This window comes from Mesorhizobium sp. M1E.F.Ca.ET.041.01.1.1 (assembly GCF_003997355.1).
Taxonomy (GTDB): Bacteria; Pseudomonadota; Alphaproteobacteria; order Rhizobiales; family Rhizobiaceae; genus Mesorhizobium.
On sequence record NZ_RZSL01000053.1, the window covers coordinates 1 to 20,005 of the forward strand.

The 20,005-nt window shown below is 64.1% G+C and carries 18 protein-coding genes; 10 read left to right on the forward strand and 8 right to left on the reverse strand.

Translation table 11 applies throughout. The annotated features are described in order from the left end of the window. Positions 1–70 precede the first annotated feature (70 nt). The 6 genes from EOA38_RS07295 to EOA38_RS07320 all read right to left on the reverse strand — a co-directional run bounded on the left by EOA38_RS07295 (position 71) and on the right by EOA38_RS07320 (position 7,531). The gene (locus EOA38_RS07295) at positions 71–1,087 is read right to left on the reverse strand and encodes a zinc-binding alcohol dehydrogenase family protein (RefSeq protein ID WP_127298832.1); all 1,017 of its coding nucleotides are present in this window, start codon (positions 1,085–1,087) and stop codon (positions 71–73) included. Between the two features lie 70 nt (positions 1,088–1,157). Next, entirely contained in the window at positions 1,158–2,123 is a 966-nt protein-coding gene (locus EOA38_RS07300) for an ABC transporter permease (RefSeq protein WP_126091881.1), read from the reverse strand. Continuing rightward, entirely contained in the window at positions 2,120–3,673 is a 1,554-nt protein-coding gene (locus tag EOA38_RS07305; RefSeq protein WP_126091882.1) for a sugar ABC transporter ATP-binding protein, read from the reverse strand. Before EOA38_RS07305 ends, EOA38_RS07300 begins: the two co-directional genes overlap by 4 nt. Positions 3,674–3,828: 155 nt before the next feature. Next, positions 3,829–4,824: an ABC transporter substrate-binding protein gene (locus tag EOA38_RS07310; RefSeq protein WP_126091883.1), complete on the reverse strand. Its 996-nt coding sequence runs from the start codon at positions 4,822–4,824 to the stop codon at positions 3,829–3,831. Positions 4,825–4,979: 155 nt separating this feature from the next. Continuing rightward, positions 4,980–5,978, reverse strand: coding sequence for an aldo/keto reductase (locus EOA38_RS07315; RefSeq protein WP_126091884.1), 999 nt, complete (start codon positions 5,976–5,978; stop codon positions 4,980–4,982). Between the two features lie 47 nt (positions 5,979–6,025). Then, positions 6,026–7,531 carry an altronate dehydratase family protein gene (locus tag EOA38_RS07320; protein WP_126091885.1) on the reverse strand — a complete coding sequence of 502 codons (1,506 nt, stop codon included), beginning with the start codon at positions 7,529–7,531 and terminating at the stop codon, positions 6,026–6,028. A gap of 254 nt (positions 7,532–7,785) precedes the next feature. Here EOA38_RS07320 and EOA38_RS07325 point away from each other — a divergent pair, with 254 nt between their 5' ends. The 5 genes from EOA38_RS07325 to gndA all read left to right on the forward strand — a co-directional run bounded on the left by EOA38_RS07325 (position 7,786) and on the right by gndA (position 13,054). Further along, positions 7,786–8,688 carry a GntR family transcriptional regulator gene (locus EOA38_RS07325; RefSeq protein WP_126091886.1) on the forward strand — a complete coding sequence of 301 codons (903 nt, stop codon included), beginning with the start codon at positions 7,786–7,788 and terminating at the stop codon, positions 8,686–8,688. A gap of 128 nt (positions 8,689–8,816) precedes the next feature. Further along, a complete protein-coding gene (locus tag EOA38_RS07330) occupies positions 8,817–9,164 on the forward strand; it encodes a hypothetical protein (RefSeq protein ID WP_126091887.1) in 348 nt (115 codons plus the stop codon). 93 nt (positions 9,165–9,257) lie between these two features. Beyond that, positions 9,258–9,749 carry a copper chaperone PCu(A)C gene (locus EOA38_RS07335; protein ID WP_245464876.1) on the forward strand — a complete coding sequence of 164 codons (492 nt, stop codon included), beginning with the start codon at positions 9,258–9,260 and terminating at the stop codon, positions 9,747–9,749. A gap of 133 nt (positions 9,750–9,882) precedes the next feature. Beyond that, positions 9,883–11,517, forward strand: coding sequence for a copper resistance CopC/CopD family protein (locus EOA38_RS07340; RefSeq protein ID WP_127298833.1), 1,635 nt, complete (start codon positions 9,883–9,885; stop codon positions 11,515–11,517). A 109-nt stretch (positions 11,518–11,626) separates the two neighbouring features. Beyond that, positions 11,627–13,054: an NADP-dependent phosphogluconate dehydrogenase gene (gene gndA, locus EOA38_RS07345; RefSeq protein ID WP_127298834.1), complete on the forward strand. Its 1,428-nt coding sequence runs from the start codon at positions 11,627–11,629 to the stop codon at positions 13,052–13,054. A 26-nt stretch (positions 13,055–13,080) separates the two neighbouring features. Here the strand turns inward: gndA and EOA38_RS07350 are convergent, their stop codons facing one another. Continuing rightward, a complete protein-coding gene (locus EOA38_RS07350) occupies positions 13,081–13,641 on the reverse strand; it encodes a TetR/AcrR family transcriptional regulator (RefSeq protein WP_245464877.1) in 561 nt (186 codons plus the stop codon). A 155-nt stretch (positions 13,642–13,796) separates the two neighbouring features. Between EOA38_RS07350 and EOA38_RS07355 the strand changes: the two genes are divergently transcribed. After that, complete coding sequence (locus EOA38_RS07355; protein ID WP_126091892.1) at positions 13,797–14,252, forward strand: DUF2269 family protein; 456 nt, start codon at positions 13,797–13,799, stop codon at positions 14,250–14,252. Positions 14,253–14,278: 26 nt separating this feature from the next. Here the strand turns inward: EOA38_RS07355 and EOA38_RS07360 are convergent, their stop codons facing one another. Continuing rightward, positions 14,279–15,334: a LacI family transcriptional regulator gene (locus tag EOA38_RS07360; RefSeq protein ID WP_126091893.1), complete on the reverse strand. Its 1,056-nt coding sequence runs from the start codon at positions 15,332–15,334 to the stop codon at positions 14,279–14,281. 384 nt (positions 15,335–15,718) lie between these two features. Here EOA38_RS07360 and EOA38_RS07365 point away from each other — a divergent pair, with 384 nt between their 5' ends. The 4 genes from EOA38_RS07365 (at position 15,719) to EOA38_RS07380 (ending at position 19,970) form a co-directional block, all read left to right on the forward strand. Continuing rightward, positions 15,719–16,957, forward strand: coding sequence for an ABC transporter substrate-binding protein (locus EOA38_RS07365; RefSeq protein ID WP_126091894.1), 1,239 nt, complete (start codon positions 15,719–15,721; stop codon positions 16,955–16,957). A gap of 85 nt (positions 16,958–17,042) precedes the next feature. Next, positions 17,043–17,936, forward strand: coding sequence for a sugar ABC transporter permease (locus tag EOA38_RS07370; RefSeq protein ID WP_126091895.1), 894 nt, complete (start codon positions 17,043–17,045; stop codon positions 17,934–17,936). Further along, positions 17,929–18,861 carry a carbohydrate ABC transporter permease gene (locus EOA38_RS07375; RefSeq protein ID WP_126091896.1) on the forward strand — a complete coding sequence of 311 codons (933 nt, stop codon included), beginning with the start codon at positions 17,929–17,931 and terminating at the stop codon, positions 18,859–18,861. The genes EOA38_RS07370 and EOA38_RS07375 overlap by 8 nt, the downstream gene beginning before the upstream one ends. Next, positions 18,861–19,970 carry an ABC transporter ATP-binding protein gene (locus EOA38_RS07380; RefSeq protein WP_189350529.1) on the forward strand — a complete coding sequence of 370 codons (1,110 nt, stop codon included), beginning with the start codon at positions 18,861–18,863 and terminating at the stop codon, positions 19,968–19,970. The genes EOA38_RS07375 and EOA38_RS07380 overlap by 1 nt, the downstream gene beginning before the upstream one ends. The last annotated feature ends 35 nt before the right edge of the window (positions 19,971–20,005 follow it).

Below are 20,005 nucleotides of genomic sequence, written 5' to 3' on the forward strand. Positions count from 1 at the left end.
CCGTCGATCGGGGGAGAGGTGGCTCGGCGAAGCCGAGACGGAGTGGGGGTCGACCTGCGCGGCGTCGTTGTTACCCGACCTCGATAACCGCCTTGATCAGGCCGGTTTTCTCATGCGCCCATCTGGCGAGATCGCGCGGCGTGCCGGCAAGCGTCGTGCGGTGGGTGACCAGTTTGGCGAGCGGCACAGCGCCGTTGCGGATCGAGGCGGCGACATGGTCGAAATCGGCGCGCAACGCGTTGCGGCTGCCGACCAGAGTCATCTCGCGTTTGTGGAACTCGGGGTCGGAGAAGGCGATGTCGTCCTTGACGACGCTGACCAGCACCAGCGTGCCGCCATGCGCGACATGGGCGAAGGCGGACTGCACCGACTGCGTGTTGCCGGTGGCGTCGAACACCAGGTCGAAGCCTTCGCCGCCGGTGGCCTGGCGCACCAGATCTGTCGCCGGCGCTTTCGAGCCGTCGAGTGCTGCAAATCCGAGCTCGCTTTCGGCGAAACCGAGCCGCTCGGTGCTCATGTCGAGCAGGCTGACGTCCAGCCCGGCGATGCGGGCGAAGAGCGCCGTGCCGAGGCCGATCGGGCCGGCCCCGATGACCAGCGTGCACTGGCCGGGAGCGCCAAGCGAGCGCCGCACGGCATGCGCGCCGATCGCCAGGAATTCGACCGCTGCCGCGTCGGCCAGTGACAGACCATTTGCCGGATAAAGGTTCTGCGCCGGCACCAGGATCTCGTCGCACATGGCGCCGTCACGATGCACACCCAGCACTTCGATCTTCAAGCAGCAGTTCGGCTTGCCGTGCCGGCAGGCGATGCATTTGCCGCAGGCGAGGTAGGGATTGACGATCACCGCTTCGCCGATCGCCAGGCCAACGCCTTCGCCTCTCTCGGCGATCGTGCCCGAGACCTCGTGGCCCATGATGCGCGGATAGGCGAGGAAAGGGTGCTTGCCTTCGAAGATGTGGTAGTCGGTACCGCAGATGCCGACATGGCTGACGGCGACCCGCGCCCAACCGGGTGGCGGCGCGCCCGGCGCTGCGCGGTCTTCGAGGACAAGATCGCCGGGCGAGCGGCAGACGACGGCTTTCATGCGCTGATCCAGTATTTGCGACAGCGCCGGCCCATCAATTTGGTGGGCCGGCGCGTCATTTCAGGGACGGTTATTTGCCGCGACGGCGCAGGCCGTCGAAGTAGACGATGACGATGATCAGCACGCCGGTGATGACGCGCTGCCAGAAGGTGTTGACGTTGAGCAGGTTGGCGCCGTTGTTGATCGTTGAAAGGATGAAGGAGCCGATCAGCGGCCCGTGCACCGAGCCGATGGCGCCGAACAGCGAGGTGCCGCCGATCACCGACGAGGCGATGGCCTGCAGTTCATAAGTGTCGCCCTGCGTCGGGTTGCCGATGCCGATGCGCGAGGCAAGCAGCACGCCGACGAAGGCGGCGAGCAGGCCGGACAGGATATAGGCCATGAAGATCGTGCGCGGCACGTTCACGCCCGAAAGGCGCGCGGCCTCCGCATTGGAGCCGACCGAGAACAAGTAGCGGCCCCAGCGCGTGTGGTGCAGGAAGACATAGGCCGGTATCGCGACCAGGATAACCATCCAGAACAGATAGGGGATGCCGAGCAGCGAGCCGCGCGAGAAGGCCTGGAACGGATCGCTGTTGATCGAGATCGAGTTGCCGTTGGTCATAAGCAAGCCGATGCCGCGCAGCGACGTCATGGTGGCCAAAGTGATGATGAAGGGCGGCAGGCTCATCTTGACGATGCCGAAGCCGTGGAACAGGCCGATGGCGACGCCGACCAGCAGGGTGATCAGAACGGCTGCCCAGATCGGCCAGCCGGCATTGATCAGCAGCGCGACGACGACGGTGGTGAAGCCGACCACGGCGCCGACCGACAGGTCGATGCCGCCGGTGATGATCACGAAGGTCTGGCCGACGGCGAGGATGGCGATCAGCGAGCCCTGGCGCAAAAGGTTGGTGATGTTGAGCGCTGTGGCGAAGGAAGGCGTGGCGACAGCCAGCACGATCCACATCAAGAGCAACAGGCCAAGCAGTGTCAGCCCGAACAGGGCATTGAAATTGCGCTTGGGTTTTTCGGCGGGGATCGCCTCGGTGCTCATTTTTGTCCTCCCGTCTTTTCTTGTTTCTCGGCCAGCGCCTGGCTCAAAATGTCCTCGTGGCTGGCGGTGTGGAAGCCATGCGTGGCGACCAGCTTGCCGCGGCGGAACACATGCAGCGTGTCGGCGAGCTCGTAGACCTCGGGCAGATAGGACGAGATCAGGATGATGCCGGCGCCCTTGGACAGCAGCGTCGAGAACAGGCGGTAGATCTCGGCCTTGGTGCCGACATCGACGCCGACCGTAGGCTCGTCGAAGATGAACAGCTTGGCGCCATGCGCCAGCCACTTGCCGATGACGATCTTCTGCTGGTTGCCGCCCGACAGGCTGGAGGCGAGCGCATGGCGGGTCGGCGTCTTGATGCGCAGGTCGGCGATCTGGCGGTCGGCCTCGGCCTTCTCGCGCGAGCCGGAGATCAGAAGATTGTTCGAGATGCGCTTGTAGATCGGCAAGTTGAGGTTCATGCCGACCGGCAGGTTGAGGCAGAGGCCCTGGTCGCGGCGGCTTTCCGGCGCCAATGCCATGCCGAGCCTTATCGCGTCATGCTCGGAGTTGACCTGGACCTCCTTGCCTTGCCAGAGGATCTGTCCGGTCGACTTTTTGTGGCGGCCATAGAGCGTGGTGACGAATTCGCTGCGGCCGGCGCCGATCAGGCCGTAAAGGCCGACGATCTCGCTGGCGCGGACGGTCATCGAAACGTTCTCAAAGCCCTTGCCGGAGAGGTTCCGCGTCTCGACGATCGTCGCGCCCGGCGTGAAATGCTCCTTGTGGTAGATCTGCTCGATCGAGCGGTTGATCATCAGCTTGACCAGTTCCGGCTCGCTGGTCTCGGCGATGGTGCGGGTGCCGACGAGGGTGCCGTCGCGCAGCACCGAGACGCGGTCGGCGAGCTCGAACACCTCCTCCATGCGGTGGCTGATATAGATGATGGTGACACCTTCGCCCTTCAGCCGGCGGATCAGCTTGAAAAGCTGGTCGGCTTCCTTGCGGGTGAGATAGGCGGTCGGCTCGTCGAAGATCAGGAATTTCGTGCCGCGCACGGTGGCGCGCGCTGCGGCGATCAGCTGCTGCTGGCCGATGGTGAGGTCGCCGAGCATGACATGCGCCGGCAGGTCGAAGCCGAGGCCGTCGATGATCTTCTGCGCTTCCTTGACCATGGCGCGCTGCTGCAACAGGCCGAAGCGTGAATTCTCCTCGCCGAGGAACATGTTCGCTGCGACGGTAAGGTGGCGGCAGAGCACGACCTCCTGGTGGACGGCATTGATGCCGAGCGCCATCGCCTCATGCGGGGTGGCGAGCGCTTCCGGCTTGCCTTCCCATATCACTTCGCCTGAGGTACGCGGCATGACGCCGGTAAGCAGCTTGATCAGCGTCGACTTGCCGGCGCCGTTCTCGCCGACGATGGCGTGGATCTCGCCCGACTTGAAGGCAAGGTCCACCGGCTTCAGCGCATGCGTGCCGGGATAGCGTTTTTCGAGACCTTTCAGCTCAAGGATCGTCCTGCCCGGTTCCAACGTGGGTGCGGGATGCAGTTCCTGCGCCGTCGATGTCATGACAATCCTCCCAGATTGGCCTCAACCGTTTGGGTACGCAGCGATGCGTCTTGAGCGCGCATCTTGAGCCTAAAGCAAGCGGGGGAATTGCCAAGCCGCCCGCAGCGGATGTTTCCGGGGCGCAATGGCCCCGGAAACGACACTCATGGCAGCGCTTACTTGAGCTTCGGGTTGAGCAGCGCGTCGATCTTCGGATCCTTCATGTTGTCCTTGGTGACGAGGTTGGCGCCGGTGTCGACATTGGCCTCGACCTTCTCGCCCTTCGAGGCGGCTAAAGCGGTCTTGATGCCGTCGTAACCCATCCGGTACGGATCCTGGACGACGAGGCCGGAGATGACGCCGTCGTTCAAGAACTTGATCAGCTTCTCGTCGCTGTCGAAGCCGATCAGCCCAACCTTGCCGGCAAGGTTATTCTCGGCGATCGCCTGGCCGACGCCCTGCGCCATGATCAGGTTCGAGGCGAAGATACCCTTGAGGTCGGGATTGGCGGTGATCAGGTCGGTCGCGATGTTGAGGCCGGTCGTGGCCTGGCCGTCGGCATATTTGTCGGCGACGAGCTCAAGGCCGGGATATTTCGCCTTGAGCTGTTCCTTGAACCCTTGCGCGCGCTGCTCGAGCGAGCCGGCGCCAGGAAGCGCGGTGATCAGCGCGACCTTGCCTTCGACCTTGCCGCCATTGGCGGCGGCGATCGCTGCGGCGAGACCGTCAGCCGCGACGCGGCCGCCCTGGACGTTGTCGGTGGTCAGGAAGGAGGTGAAAGCCTTGGATTCGGCGCTGGAGTCGATGCCGATGACCTTGACCTTGGTCGCCGCCTCGTCGATCGGCTTGCCGAGCGCCTTGGCTTCGGTCGGCGCGATCACGACCGCTGCCGGATTGCCGGCGACGGCGTTCTCGAGGATCGAGATCTGGCCGTTGACATCGGTCTCGGCCTGGGCGCCGAGTTCCGGCACGTTGATACCGAGGTCCTTGCCGGCCTTGCGGGCGCCGGCCAGCACGATCTGCCAGTAGAAGGAGGTGGTGTCCTTGACGATGATCGGGATGGTCACGTCGGCCGCCGAGGCGGGTGCCGAATGCATCGCGCCGGCGAGCATCGAAGCGGCGGCGAGAGCCACGAAGGCGCGGCGGTTGAGAAGGCTGGTCACGAATTTCATTAGGTTCCTCCCTAAGGTCGCCTGTTGAAGGTTGCGGAAGGTCCATCTGGATAGGCGCGGTCCAAACGAACTTTATCAATAAAAAACATTTGCTGTATTTTGATAGTGCATCGGTCTGACCAATGCAAGCGGGTGTTGGTGCCGATTGCGTGATGTCAACCGAGTTGCTGGACGATCGTGTAGGGATCGTATTTGGCGAACTCCGCCGAAGGCACCTTGATGTCCAGCAGTTCGAGATTGCGCGTCAGATTGGCGGGCTTGGCCGTGCCGGTCAGCACCGAGGCGACGACCGGCTCATGCAGCGGAAACTGGAACGCGGCCGCGGCCAGCGGGTACCCGCCTTCTCCAGCGATCCTCTCCATCGCATCGACCCGGTCGAGAATATCCTTGCTCGCCGGCAGATAGTCGAAATGCGCGCCGTGCACCGGACCCGTCGCCAATATGCCGGAGTTGAAGACGCCGCCGACGATCAGCGAAGTCTGCCGTTCGCGGCAGAGCGGCAGCAATTCGGCCTCGGCGCTGCGGTCGAGCAGCGAATAGCGGCTGGCGAGGAGGATGCAGTCGAGCGGCGCCCGTCTCAGCACGTCGAGGCAGATCTGGACTTCGTTGACGCCGAGGCCATAGGCGGAGATCGTGCCGGACGATTTCAGCTCTTCCAGCGCCTTCAGCCCGCCGTCCATCAATTGGCGGAAATGCAGCTTCGTCTTCTCGACGCCGTGCGTGTAGACACCGATGTCGTGGACGAACAGGATGTCAATTCTGTTGAGGCCGAGCCGCGCGTAGGAGAAATCCACCGAGCGCATGATCCCATCATAGGAATAGTCGTAGTCGAGCGCGAAGGGCAGCGGATCGACATAGGAGTGATCGGGAACCTGGTCCTCCGGCACCGGGCGGAACAGGCGCCCGACCTTGGTCGACAGCACATAGGACGAGCGCGGCTTCTCGCGCAGGAAGTCACCGGTCCGCCGCTCGGACAGGCCAAAGCCGTAAAAGGGCGCGGTGTCGAAATAGCGCAAGCCGCTGTCCCAGGCCGTCTGCAGCGTTTCCATCGCGGGCTCGCGCGGACAGGCCCGGTAGAGGCCGCCGATCGCGGCGCCGCCGAAGCTGATCTCGGTCACTTCGAGCGCAGTCGTGCCGATCCGGCGTTTGTTCATCAAAGCCTCCCCTTTGCCGTTCGACCGGCCGTTATTTTTGACAGCACTTAGAGCGTCGCGCCGAGATGCCAGGGGACAAACTCGTTGTCGCCGTAGCCGAACGCCTCGCTCTTGGTCTTGCGGCCGGACGCCGTCTCGACGATCAGCTCGAAGATCTCGCGGCCCATGCCGGCGATGGTCTTCTCGCCGGAGGCGATGACGCCGCAATTGACGTCCATGTCCTCCTCCATCTGGTGGTACATGGTCGAGTTGGTGGCGACCTTGATCGACGGCGTCGGCCGGCAGCCGAAGCAGGAACCGCGGCCCGTGGTGAAGACGATGACGTTGGCGCCGCCGGCGACCTGACCGGTGGCCGAGACAGGATCGTAGCCGGGCGTGTCCATGAACACCAACCCGCTGCCGCTGACCTTCTCGGCGTAGCCGAAGACGCCGTTGAGCGGGGTCTGGCCGCCCTTGGCGACGGCGCCCAGCGACTTCTCCAGGATGGTGGTCAGGCCGCCGCGCTTGTTGCCGGGCGAGGGGTTGTTGTCGATCGAGGCGCCATGCTTGGCGGTATGGTCTTCCCACCATTTCACATAGCTGTCGAGCTTGGCGGCGATCTCGGGCGAGGCAGCGCGATAGGCCAGCAGGTGCTCGGCGCCGTAGATTTCGGTCGTTTCCGACAGGATGCCGATTCCGCCGACGCCGGCGAGGATATCGACGGCCGCGCCCAGCGCCGGGTTGGCGGTGATGCCGGACATGCCGTCCGAGCCGCCGCATTGCAGGCCGACGACGATGTCGCTGACAGGGATCGGCTCGCGCTGCAACTGGCCGACTTCCTCGGCGATCTCGGCCAGCACGCCCATCGCCTTCTCGACCGATTTGCGCGAGCCGCCAGCCTCCTGGATGTTGAAATGGCGCTTGCCGGCGGCGACGCCCTTTTGGCCGTAAAGCGTGAGCTGGTTGACCTCGCAACCGAGCCCCACCATCAGCACGCCGCCGAAATTCGGGTGGCGCGCATAGCCGGCGAGCGTCCGGTGAAGGACCATCATGCCGTCGCCGGTCGCGCTCATGCCGCAGCCTTGGCCGTGAACGATCGGCACGAAGCCGTCGATGCCGGGATATTTCGGCAACAGCGTGCGGTTCGCCTGGTCGGCAATGGCGTGGCAGACGGTGGCCGAGCAATTGACGCTGGCAATGATGCCGATGAAGTTGCGGGTGCCGGCGCGGCCGTCGGCGCGGCGGTAGCCCATGAAGGTGCGGGCGCGATCTGCCTCCGTCGCGTGCACGGCCTCGCTTGGCGGCACCACGGGCAGGCGTCCGCTCTCGAACACCAGATTGTGCGAATGGACGTGTTCGCCTGGCGCGATGGCTTGAGTGGCGCGGCCGATCGCCTGCGCATATTTCACCACCGCTTCGCCGGCCGCGATCGGCTTGATCGCCACCTTGTGCCCGGGGTCGATCGCCGCCGCCGCGACCGCGCCGCCGGGCAAGGCCGCGCCGATCTCGATACGGCCATTGGCAACCGCGACATTGTCGGCGGGGGAGAGAAGAATGGTGTTTGCGGCGTTCACGGGCGGCTGTCCTGGGGTAATCCTGGGAGTGCGGGCGGATTGACTTCCTCCCATTTGAAGATAATGTCTTTTATCGTGAAAAAACATTTTTGCGTCAATTGTTTTTTCAGCGCTGGCGGCGCGCCGCTCAGAGGCGGCGCGATTGCCGGTTTGGCAAGCCGGTCAGGAGCATTCCGCATTTCGGAGGCTTGCGCTAGGAACACCGATCATATCGCGCTTCCGGCGGGTCGCCGCAAGCGTTGGGGATACGGGGCATGTCGAAGAGCAACAACGTCTACAAGGACGCCTTCAATCGCTGCCTGCGGCTGCTCGACGAGACCAAGAGCCTGCCGTCGGAGCCTGAGCTTGGAGCGTCGCTCGGCGTCAGCCGCACCACGGTGCGCAGCATCCTTTCGCGCATGGAAGAGACCGGGCTGATCGCTTGGAACAAGCGCAACAAGACGGTGCTGAGATCGCCGCGGGCGGAAGACTTCTTCCCGGAAGAAGAAACCGATTCGCTGGCTGAGATCATCGAGCGCTCCTTCATGCGCCGGCTGCTTGCCGAGGGCGCCGAGGCCGGCATGCAGATCAACGAGCTGGAGCTGGCGCGCGAGATCGGCGTCGGCACCACCAGCGTGCGCGAATTCCTGATCCGCTTCTCGCGCTTCGGCCTGATCGAGAAGCGGCGCAACAGCCACTGGGTGCTGAAGGGCTTCACCCGCGCCTTCGCGCTGGAGCTGACGGAGATCCGCGAGATGTTCGAACTGCGCTCGGCCAGCGCCTTCGCCGCGTTGCCGGAGGACAGCGGGGTATGGGTCGATCTCGACAGGTTGGAGATCGAACATCGCGAGCTCGCCAGCGAGATCGCCACGCGCTTCAACGAATTCTCCGAGCTCGACGAGCGCTTTCATCGGCTGATCCACCGCGCCTCGCACAACCGCTTCATCGTCGATTTCTATGATGTGATCGCGATGATTTTCCACTACCACTACCAGTGGAACAAGGCTGAGGAGCGCCAGCGCAACGAGGTCGCGATCCAGGAGCATCTGGCCTATATCGCGGCGCTGAAATCGCGCGACCCCGCCAAGGTGGACGTCGCCTGCCGCAAGCACCTGAAGTCGGCGCGCCAGACGCTGCTGAGCTCCATCCCGGAAGGGCGGCAGGTACAGCCCGCCTGATCGAGCGCATCGCGCCGCGTTGCCGCAGCCCGGTTTTGCCGATTTTCCGGCCGCGGGGCCCGTGCTAGGGTCGATGGGCAGGTGGGAGAAGAGGCAGTCCGTTGGATATCCGGCTGAGACGATGGAGCATGCCGGCCGCCTTTGTCGCGGCGCTGCTGCTGTTGTTGCAGTCGGCGCTCGGCGCCTTCGCCTTTGGCGGATCCTCACAGATCGACGCCTTCGGCAACGTCATCTGCACGCATGAAGGGGCGGCCAAGCTTCCAGGCGGCGATCCGCATCAGCAACACATGCCGGCTTGCTGTTTGCTTGGCTGCAACATGGTTTCGCCGGCGCATCTGCCGCCGCCGGAGACCGGCGCGCTTGCCAGAGCGCTAGCGTTCGAAGCGGTCGCTTTCCCGCCTCCATCCTTCCGGCATCTCGATTTCGCCCGCGACCGCTCTCCAGCCAATCCTCGAGCGCCGCCGGCAACGGTCTGACGGCACGGCCCGCAACCTTTCGCGGGAATATTCATCCAAGATCAGACTGCTCGCGACCGGATGACGGCGCGATCCCATATTCATGGAGCAACCATGTCCAGTTTCATTTCCAGAGCCGGTGCGGCGTTCGTCCTTGTTTTTCCGCTTGCCTGCGTTTCCGGCGCCTTCGCGCATGAATTCAAGGTTGGCGATCTGGAGATCGGCCATCCCTGGTCGCGCGCGACGCCGCCCGGCGCCAAGGTGGCCGGCGGCTATTTCACCGTGACCAACAAGGGCGGCTCGCCCGACCGCCTGCTGTCGATCTCCTCCGACATCTCCGACAAGGCCGAGCTGCATGAAATGGGCGTCAAGGACGGCGTGATGACCATGCGGCCGGTGAGCGGCGGGCTGGAAATCCCGGCCGGCGGCAAGGTCGCGCTGAAGCCGGGCGGCTACCACCTGATGTTCGTCGGCCTCAAGCGGCAGCCCAAGCAGGGCGAGAAATTTCCGGCGACGCTCACCTTCGAGAAGGCAGGCAGCGTCGCGGTCGAGTTCGCGGTCGAAGGCATGGGCGAGATGGGCGGCATGGAAGATCACGCCGAGTGATCGACATTCCTGGGGCGGGCCAGGACACGAATGCGCTGAAAAATCCCGCGCCCGGCATCAAATTGCTGCCGAAGAAATGATCTCTTGATGGCGCGTCCCATTCGGGCGCGCCACCGCTTCTCGCAAAGACGGCATGAACGCAGCAACCTTCCCAGCCTGCCTGAACGGACTCCGCATCAGGCCTCTCACCAGCGGCCTGCTCGCCGCTTTCATGCTCATGGCGCTGCTGGTGCTGCCTGGCCGCGCCTTCGCGCATGCGGCGCTGGTCGCCACCGATCCGGCCGATGGCGCGGTGCTGGTGCAGGGCCCTTCCCAGTTCTCGCTGACCTTCAGCGAGCCGGTTTCGCCGCTGGTGCTCACGCTCGTGCGTCCGGACGGAACACAACTGCCGCTGACCTCCTCTCGCCTCGACGGCCTGACGCTTGCGATCGACAATCCCGAAACACTCAAATCCGGCACGCATGTGCTGAGCTGGCGGGTGATTTCGGAGGACGGCCATCCGGTCGGCGGCTCGGCGCTGTTTTCAATCGGTGCGCCAAGTGTCGCGCCTTTCGCTGCTGAAACGGTCGACTGGTCGCTGCGCACAGCGATCTGGGTTGGAAAGCTCCTTCTCTATGCCGGCCTCTTTCTCGGCGTCGGCGGCGCGTTCTCGCTCGCCTGGCTCGCCGAAGACCGGCGGTGCGGCCGGCGTTTCGTCATTGCTGCCCTGCTCTGCGGACTGGTCGCCGCACCATTTTCGCTCGGCTTTCAGGGACTGGACGCGCTCGGCGCGCCGCTTGCCCGGTTCACTGCGCCGGTCGTCTGGAAGACCGCGCTCGAGACGAGCATCGGTTGGACGGTGCTTGTCGCCCTGGCCGCGCTCGGGCTTGCTTTGCTGTCGCTCGCCGGACCGCGCGCTTCGCGCAAGCTGCTTGCGCTCGCCGGGCTCGTCGGCGTGGGCGCGGCGCTTGCCGCCAGCGGCCATGCGAGCGCCGCCGAGCCGCAATGGCTCACGCGGCCGCTGGTGTTCCTGCACGGTACGGCCATCGCCTTTTGGGCCGGCGCGCTGGCGCCGCTCGGCCTTGCATTGCGGTACCAGCCGGCGGAGGCGAAGGTTTTCCTGCGCCGGTTCTCGCGGGCGATCCTGCCTGTCGTTGCCGTGCTCGCCGCGAGCGGCATCGTACTGGCGATCATCCAGGTGCAGACCCCGGCTGCATTGATCAACACCGCCTATGGCCGCCTGCTGCTGTTGAAGCTGGCCTTGCTGCTGTTCCTGTTCACGCTCGCCTCCGTGAACCGCTGGACGCTGACCGCGCCGGCCGAGGCGGGCGACACGGAGGTGCAGCGGCGGCTGGTGCGTTCGATCGGCATCGAGACGCTGATCGTGCTCGCCGTCTTCGGCGTCGCCGCCGGCTGGCGCTTCACGCCGCCGCCGCGGGCGCTGGCGATCGCCGCCGCGCAGCCGGTGTCGATCCATATCCACACGCTGCAGGCTATGGCCGATCTCAGCATCACCCCCGGCCATGCCGGGCAGGTCGCCGCTTCGATGGTGATCATGACCGGCGATTTCGGCCCGCTCGACGCCAAGCAGGTGACGCTGGTGCTGTCGAAGCCGGATTCCGGCATCGAGCCGATCAGGCGGCCGGCAACGAAACCCGGCGACGGCACCTGGCGAGTCGACAATCTCGTCATCCCGCTGCCCGGCCGCTGGAACGCCCGGCTGGATATCCTCGTTTCGGATTTCGAGATGGTGAAGATTGAAGCGCCAATCGATATCAGAGCCGACTGACCTGGACCGCGACACAATTCGGCGAGGCGGTTGACGCCGTCGCGAAGGCCCGTCAATCATCCGTGCCAAACACGACCTCAACAGAAGATCCGAAAGCAGGGAAGAAACGATGGAAAAAGCCGAAATCGGCCTGATCGGCCTTGGCACGATGGGCTCCAACCTGGCGCTCAACATCGCCGAGCATGGGCACAGCATCGCTGTCTTCAACCGCACGCTCTCGCGCACCGATGCCTTCGTCGAGAGCGCTGGATCACTGAAGGACATGGTTGTCCCGTGCTACAGCCTCGACGAGCTCGCCGCCGCGATCCGGCCGCCCCGACCGATCATCATCATGGTGCTGGCGGGCAAGCCGGTCGACGAGCAGATCGCGGCACTTCGCGGCGTGCTCTCCGACAACGACATCGTCATCGATGCCGGCAACGCCAATTTCCGCGACACGATGCGGCGCTTCTCGGAGCTGTCGGGCTCAGGCCTTACTTTCATCGGCATGGGCGTGTCGGGCGGCGAGGAAGGCGCCCGCCATGGGCCCTCGATCATGGTCGGCGGCACGGAAGACTCCTGGAAGCGTGTCGAGAAGGTGCTGACCGCGATCTCGGCCAAGTTCAAGGACGAGCCCTGCGCCGCCTGGCTGGGCACCGACGGCGCCGGCCATTTCGTCAAGACTATCCACAACGGCATCGAATATGCCGACATGCAGATGATCGCCGAGATCTACGGCATCCTGCGCGACGGTCTCGGCATGGGGCCGAAAGAGATCGGCAAGGTCTTCGACGGCTGGAACAAGGGTCGGCTCAACTCATACCTGATCGAGATCACCGCCAAGGTTCTGGCCGCCGACGATCCCATGACCGGCAAGCCGGTGGTCGACATCATCCTCGACCGCGCCGGCCAGAAAGGCACCGGTAAATGGTCGGTGATCGAAGCGCAGCAGCTCGGCATTCCGGCAACCGCAATCGAGGCTGCTGTCGCTGCGCGCGTGCTGTCCTCGATCAAGGATGAACGGCAGGCGGCGGAAAAGGCCTATGGCAATATCGGCGTCGAAAAGATTGCCGGCGACAAGGCGGCTCTGCTGAAGGACCTCGAGCTCGCGCTGTTCGCCGGCAAGATCGCCGCCTACGCGCAGGGCTTTGCGGTGATGAGCGGGGCTTCAAGAGAGTTCAACTGGAACCTGCCGATGCCGACCATCGCCAAGATCTGGCGGGCCGGCTGCATCATCCGCTCGCAGATGCTGGACACGATGGCGGAAGCATTCGGCTCGGGCGGCGCTGCCACCAACCTGCTGATGGCGCCGGCCTTCATCGCCATGATGAAGGAGGCGCACCCGTCGCTCAGGCGGATCGTTGCGAGAGCTTCGGAGGCCGGCTCGCCGGTGCCGGCGCTGTCCTCGGCGCTCGCCTATTTCGACAGCTACCGCCAGGGCCGCGGCACTTCGAACCTGATCCAGGCGCAGCGCGATTTCTTCGGCGCGCATGGCTTCGAGCGCATCGGCGAGCAGGGCGCGTTCCATGGCCCCTGGGGCAGCGGGGCGAGCGGGTAAGACGAGCCGCCGCTCTCGCGGAACGTCTATTTCAGATATCCGACCACGAGCCGAGTGGCCTCATCGATGAGCGTTTCGGCCGCTTTATTCGACAGCCTCTCGGAGCTGTGCAGTACCGCAGTATGGGACAGCGCTTCGATCGAAGTCACGCACACGAAGGCGGCAAGTCCAATATCGGCCACGCGTAGCTCGTCGCCGTGGCTTTCGAGATAGCTCTTGAAGAGAGCGTGGGCTTCGCGATTGAAGGCTTCCACGTTTTCGAGGCGTCCCGTGCGCGGAATCTGCTCGGCAAGGACACGATGCAGCCTGGGGTCGATGCGATGCGCCTCGATCGCGACGGCAACAAGCCGGCGCACTGCCATCTCGACCGGCTGCGAGGCGACCTCCGCAAACATCCTCCGCACGACCTGCATGACCTCCTGGTTGTGACGATCGATGACGGCGGCAACAAGCGCTTCCTTGCCCGGGTAATACTGGTAAAGCGAGCCGATGCTCACGCCGGCCTCTTCGGCGATCCGGTTGGTGCTCGTCTTGTCGAAACCGTCCCGGACCAAAATGCGAGCGGTCGCTTCGACAAGCGCGTCCACCGTCGCGCGCGACCTCTCCTGAGAGGCGTTCTTCCTTGGGTTCGTGAGCGGCTTAGGTGCCATGTTCCTGTCGGTCCCGATGCGAGTAGACAATTGTGAGCTATCGCTCGCATTATGTCTACCCGACGTTCCCCCAACGATTTGGATGATGACAGATGCTCTATGGAACTGTTTTAGGAATCCATGCGTACGCCATGTGCGCCGCTTTGCTATCGTTCGTGGCGAACGAACTTCTGTTAATCCCTGCCCGGCGAGGGCAGCAAGGGCCGGCCAGACTGGCCTTCTTCGCCAGTCGCTTTGCAGGGCTTCTGGTGGGCGCCGGTGTGCTTGCCGGCATCGTCCTTGTCTTTCTTGGCGGCTGGTCCCTGTTGACACCGTGGCTGGTGGTGTCGCTTGCGCTTGTCGCCGCCTTGATGGCGGTCGAGCACAAGCTCGTACGCCCCTGGGCGACGCAGGCCCAGACGGCGCTCCGCGGCGCCATCTCGGGCAAAGAGATCAAAGCATTTGCTGGCGACAAACGCGCGCTGTTTGGACGCCTGACCATGATCATGCTCTTCGCGCTCATTGTCGCCTTGATGACCGCGAAGCCCGAGCTGAACCCTTTTGCTTGATGATTGCCGTCGCAAAAGACGCAGCGTCACTGGTCTCCCGAATGCCGGTAGGCTTGGACCTCGCTCGGCTTGCTGAGTGACTGCAGCGAGCCGGGGTCGGCGCCGCCGATCCAGCCGAGCACGGCGCGGGCGAGCTCGGACCCGGCGAGCCGGAAGTTCTCGTTGACGACCAGCAGTTCCCGCCGGAACAGATGCAGCAGTTCCGACGACTGTTTCGACACCACATCGACGTCGCGGCCGAGCTTCAAGCCGGCGTCCTCGATGCCGGCGACGACGGCGAGTGTCGCGGCGGCGGCGCTGCTGACGATGCCGTCCGGACGGTTGTCGCGACGCATGAGCTGCGCGGTCCGCATCCTGATCTGCTCGATGGTGTGGTCGATGGAGACGGTGTTGAACGGCACCTCGCTGGCGCCGACCTCGCTCAGCGCATCGGCAAAGCCATTCACCGTATGACCGTAATAGGTGAGGCCGACGGGCGGCGTCACCAGGGCGAGCCGGCTGCGGCCCATCCCGGCTAGGTGGCGCACCGCCTCGCCGGCGAAAGCGTAATTGTCGAAGTCGTGATAGGGATGCACCAGCCCCATGTCGGTGCGGCCGTGCGTGGCAAAGGGAATGCCACGCTCCAGCATATAGCGGGCGCGTGGATCGTTGGGCTGCGTGCGTGAAATGATGACGCCGTCGGCGGAGCCCGTCTCGACCAGGTAGCGGACCGGATCCAGCGGATCCTGCGAGCGCGAATAGGGCGTGACGATCAGGTGATAGGGCGTGTCGGCGATCACTTCGGTGACGCCATAGATGATGTCGGAGACGAAGCTCATCAGCTCGTGCTCTGTGTTGAGCACCAGGCTGATGACGTTGGTCTTGCCGGTCCTCAGCCTCACGCCGGCGCGGTTCGGCCGGTAGCCGATCTGCTTGGCGACGAGCTGGACGCGCCGCCTGGTCTCGGCGCCGATCTCGGGCGCATCCTTCAGCGCGCGCGAGACGGTCGTGACGCCGAGCCCGGTCATGAATGCGAGCGTCTTCAGCGTCGGCCGTTCCTTGGCCGACGTGTCGCCGTCCTTGTCCTTGGTTCGTCTGTCCATTCGTCCCGCCCATCAGGCGCATAGCAGCCGCAGGGCCGACCGGCAATCGTGCGCGTTGACATTTGCGCGGCTTTCAGCCCGTGACGCGGTTCAATATACTGAAACGTTACAGATTGCCAACGTCCGTGATCGGCCGGTTGATCGGGATGATCGCAGTCAGCGCTGACGCGATGGAGCCAAAGCCACTGGAATCACAAAGAAATCTCAATTTGCAGCGGTTTTTGGCAGCAATCGACCAAGCTTGGCGCTGCTGAACCCTCTTGAGAAGGGCATTTTGTTCGCGTCTCGAAAAAATTTTGCACCGCGTTCATTCGAGGGGTTGCCTATGCCGGGCATTTGCCGTATCGAAAATCTGTAACGTTTCAGATTCTGGGAGGAACCGAAATGCGATATAAATTCCTGACCGCCGCGTTCGCCGCCACGGTCGCGCTGAATTTCGCCGGGCCGGCGGCCGCGACCGACCTCGAAGTCACCCATTGGTGGACTTCGGGCGGTGAGGCGGCGGCGGTGGCGGAACTCGCCAAGGCCTTCGACGCGACCGGCAATCACTGGGTCGACGGCGCCATCGCCGGTTCCGGCGGCACGGCGCGGCCGATCATGATCAGCCGCATCACCGGCGGCGATCCGATGGGCGCCACCCAGTTCAACCACGGCCGCCAGGCGGAAGAGCTCGTCCAGGCCGGTCTGATGCGCGACCTCACCGACATCGCGACAAAGGGCAAGTGGACGGAGGTCGTGCGGCCGAAGAGCCTGCTCGACTCGTGCACCATCGACGGCAAGATCTATTGCGTGCCGGTCAATATCCACTCCTGGCAGTGGCTCTGGCTGTCGAGCGAGGCCTTCCAGAAGGCAGGCGTGCCGATGCCGAAGGACTGGAATGAATTCGTGGCCGCCGCTCCGGCGCTGGAAAAGGCCGGTATCATCCCGCTCGCCGTCGGCGGGCAGCCCTGGCAGGCATCGGGCGCCTTCGACGTGCTGCTCGCCGCTGTCGGCGGCACCGACGCCTTCCTCAAGGTCTACAAGGAAAAGGACGCCAAGTTCGCCGGCGGCCCCGAGATCGCCAAGGTGTTCAAGGCAGCCGACGACGCCCGCAAGATGGCCAAGAACACCAATGTGCAGGACTGGAACCAGGCGACCAACCTCGTCATCACCGGCAAGGCCGGTGGCCAGATCATGGGCGACTGGGCGCAAGGCGAGTTCCAGGTCGCCGGCAAGACCGCCGGCAAGGACTATACCTGCCTGCCCGGCCTGGGCCTGAACGAGGTCATCGCCACCGGTGGCGACGCCTTCTACTTCCCGCTGCTGAAGGACGCCGACAAGTCCAAGGCGCAGGAGGTTCTCGCCGAGACGCTGCTCGATCCGAAGACGCAGGTCGCCTTCAACCTCAAGAAGGGCTCACTGCCGGTGCGCGGCGACGTCGACCTCAACGCGGCGAACGACTGCATGAAGAAGGGCCTTGCCATCCTTGCCAAGGGCGCTGTCATCCCGTGGACGGACCAGCTGCTCTCGCAGGACAGCCAGAAGCAGAAGGAGGATCTGTTCTCCGAATTCTTCGCCAAGCCCGACATGAGCCTCGAAGAGGCCCAGAAGCGCTTCGCCGACATCATCGCTTCGGCCGACTGATCGACGGCGCCCCCGCCAGCTCCCGGCCCCTGCCCATTCGGGGTCGGGAGCATGATGTCCTCATTGTCCCAGCGCGGCTGCCGAGATGAGCAACAGCGAACGCCCCAACCAGCTTTTCCGCAATCTCAATGCCAAGGTCGCCTCGATCCCGATGATCCTGACCGCGCTGGTGGTCTTCGTCGGCGGCACGGCCTGGACGGTGCTCTATTCCTTCACCAATTCGAAGCTGTTGCCGCGGCTGAACTTCGTCGGGGTCGACCAGTATTACCGGCTGTGGGCGACGCCGCGCTGGCTGGTCTCGATCGAGAACCTTTTGATCTACGGCGTCATCTCGCTGGTTTTCTCGCTGGTCGTCGGCTTCATCCTCGCGGCGCTGCTCGATCAGAAGATCCGCTTCGAGGACACGTTCCGCACCATCTTCCTCTATCCCTTCGCGCTCTCCTTCATCGTCACCGGTCTCGTCTGGCAGTGGCTGCTCAATCCGGATTTCGGCGTCCAGCGCGTCGTGCGCGATCTCGGCTGGACGAGCTTCAGCTTCGACCCGCTCTATAATTCCAGCATCGTCATCTACGGCATTTCGATCGCGGCGCTCTGGCAGGGCACCGGGCTGATCATGTGCCTGATGCTCGCCGGCCTGCGCGGCATCGATGAAGACATTTGGAAGGCCGCGCGGGTCGACGGGATACCGATGTGGAAGACCTATTTCTTCATCGTCATCCCAATGATGCGGCCGGTCTTCATCACCACACTCGTCATCATCGCGGCCGGCATCGTCAAGGTCTATGACCTTGTGGTGGCGCAGACCAGCGGCGGCCCGGGCATCGCCTCCGAAGTGCCGGCAAAGTACGTCTACGACTACATGTTCTTCGCCCAGAACCTCGGCCAGGGCTTTGCCGCCTCGACCATGATGCTGCTCTCCGTCGTTATCGTCATCGTGCCATGGGCCTATCTCGAATTTGGAGGCAAGAAACGTGGCTGACGTCGCAGCCTCCCTTCCCAACGCCGGTGCCCTCCCAAGCGAAGCCGCCGGGCCTGCCGGACCGAAGCCGCGGCATGTGCTGTCGCGCCGCAACATCTTCCTTTACGGCACGCTGATCGTCGTGGCGCTCTACTATCTGCTGCCGCTCTACGTGATGATCGTCACGTCGCTGAAGGGCATGCCTGAAATCCGCCTCGGCAACATCTTCTCGCCGCCGCTGGAGATCACCTTCGAGCCCTGGGTGAAGGCGTGGGCAACCGCCTGCACGGGGCTGAATTGCGACGGGCTTTCACGCGGCTTCTGGAATTCGGTGCGCATAACGGTGCCGTCGGTGCTGCTGTCGATCGCGATCGCCTCGGTGAACGGCTACGCTTTGGCCAACTGGCGCTTCAAGGGCGCCGACAGCTTCTTCATCATCCTGATCGTCGGCGCCTTCATCCCCTATCAGGTGATGATCTATCCGATCGTCATCATCCTGCGGGAGATCGGCATCTACGGAACGCTGACCGGCTTGGTGATCGTGCATTCGATCTTCGGCATGCCGATCCTGACGCTTTTGTTCCGCAACTATTTCACGTCGATGCCGGAGGAACTGTTTCGGGCGGCGCGCGTCGACGGCGCCGGCTTCTGGGGCATCTATCTGCGCATCATGCTGCCGATGTCGCTGCCGATCTTCGTCGTCGCCATCATCCTGCAGGTGACCGGCATCTGGAACGACTTCCTGTTCGGCGTCGTCTACACCCGCCCAGACACCTATCCGATGACGGTGCAGCTCAACAACATCGTCAACTCGGTGCAGGGCGTGAAGGAATACAACGTCAACATGGCCGCTACCATCCTGACCGGCCTCGTGCCGCTCATCGTCTATTTCGTTTCCGGCAAGCTCTTCGTGCGCGGCATCGCGGCCGGCGCGGTGAAAGGATGATGATGGCAGCAGCAATCGCCGATCCCAGCGTTTCGATCCAGGACCTGTCGCTGAATTTCGGCTCGGTCTCGGTTCTGCAGACGCTCAATCTCGACGTCGCCGAAGGCGAGTTCATCGTGCTGCTTGGACCGTCGGGCTGCGGCAAGTCGACCTTGCTCAACTGCATCGCCGGCCTGCTCGACATCTCCGAAGGCCGCATCTTCATCAAGGGCAAGAACGTCACCTGGGAGGAGCCGAAGGACCGCGGCATCGGCATGGTGTTCCAGTCCTATGCGCTCTACCCGCAGATGACGGTCGAGAGAAACCTCTCCTTCGGCCTGCGCGTCGCCGGCGTGCCCAAGGACGAAATCGCCAAACGCATCGCGCGCGCGGCCGAAATCCTGCAGATCGAGCCGCTCTTGCAGAGGAAGCCCTCGGCGCTCTCCGGCGGCCAGCGCCAGCGCGTGGCGATCGGGCGCGCTCTGGTGCGCGACGTCGACGTGTTCCTGTTCGATGAGCCGCTGTCCAATCTCGACGCCAAGCTGCGCTCGGAACTGCGCGTCGAGATCAAGCTGCTGCACCGCAAGCTCGAGAATACCATGATCTACGTCACCCACGACCAGATCGAGGCGATGACGCTCGCCGACCGCATCGCCGTCATGAGGGGCGGGGTCATCCAGCAGCTTGATGCGCCGCAAACGATCTACAACCGGCCGGTCAACCGTTTCGTCGCCGGCTTCCTCGGCTCGCCGGCGATGAATTTCATCAAAGGGGAGTTGCAGGCGGGCGATGCTCCCACGTTCAAGGCCGACGGCGTGTCGGTGCCGCTTGGCCGCTATCAGTTCGAGGGCGACGGCGGCCGTGCCGCCAAACCTTGCGTGTTCGGTATCAGGCCCGAGCACATCGCTTTTGGCGAAGCGGCGCGGGCCATGCCATTCACCGCCGAGTCGACGGTCGAGATCGTCGATCCGATGGGCTCCGACACGCTGGTGTGGACCAAGCTCGGCGGCCAGATCCTCTCCTTCCGCGTCGAAGCGGACAAGACGCTGCGCAACGGCGATGCGATCCGCATCGGCTTCGATCCGGCGCGCGCCTCGCTGTTCGACGCCGAGACCGACAGTCGCCTTTAACCTCCCAGACCACAACCTCCCGGAACCATCAGCAG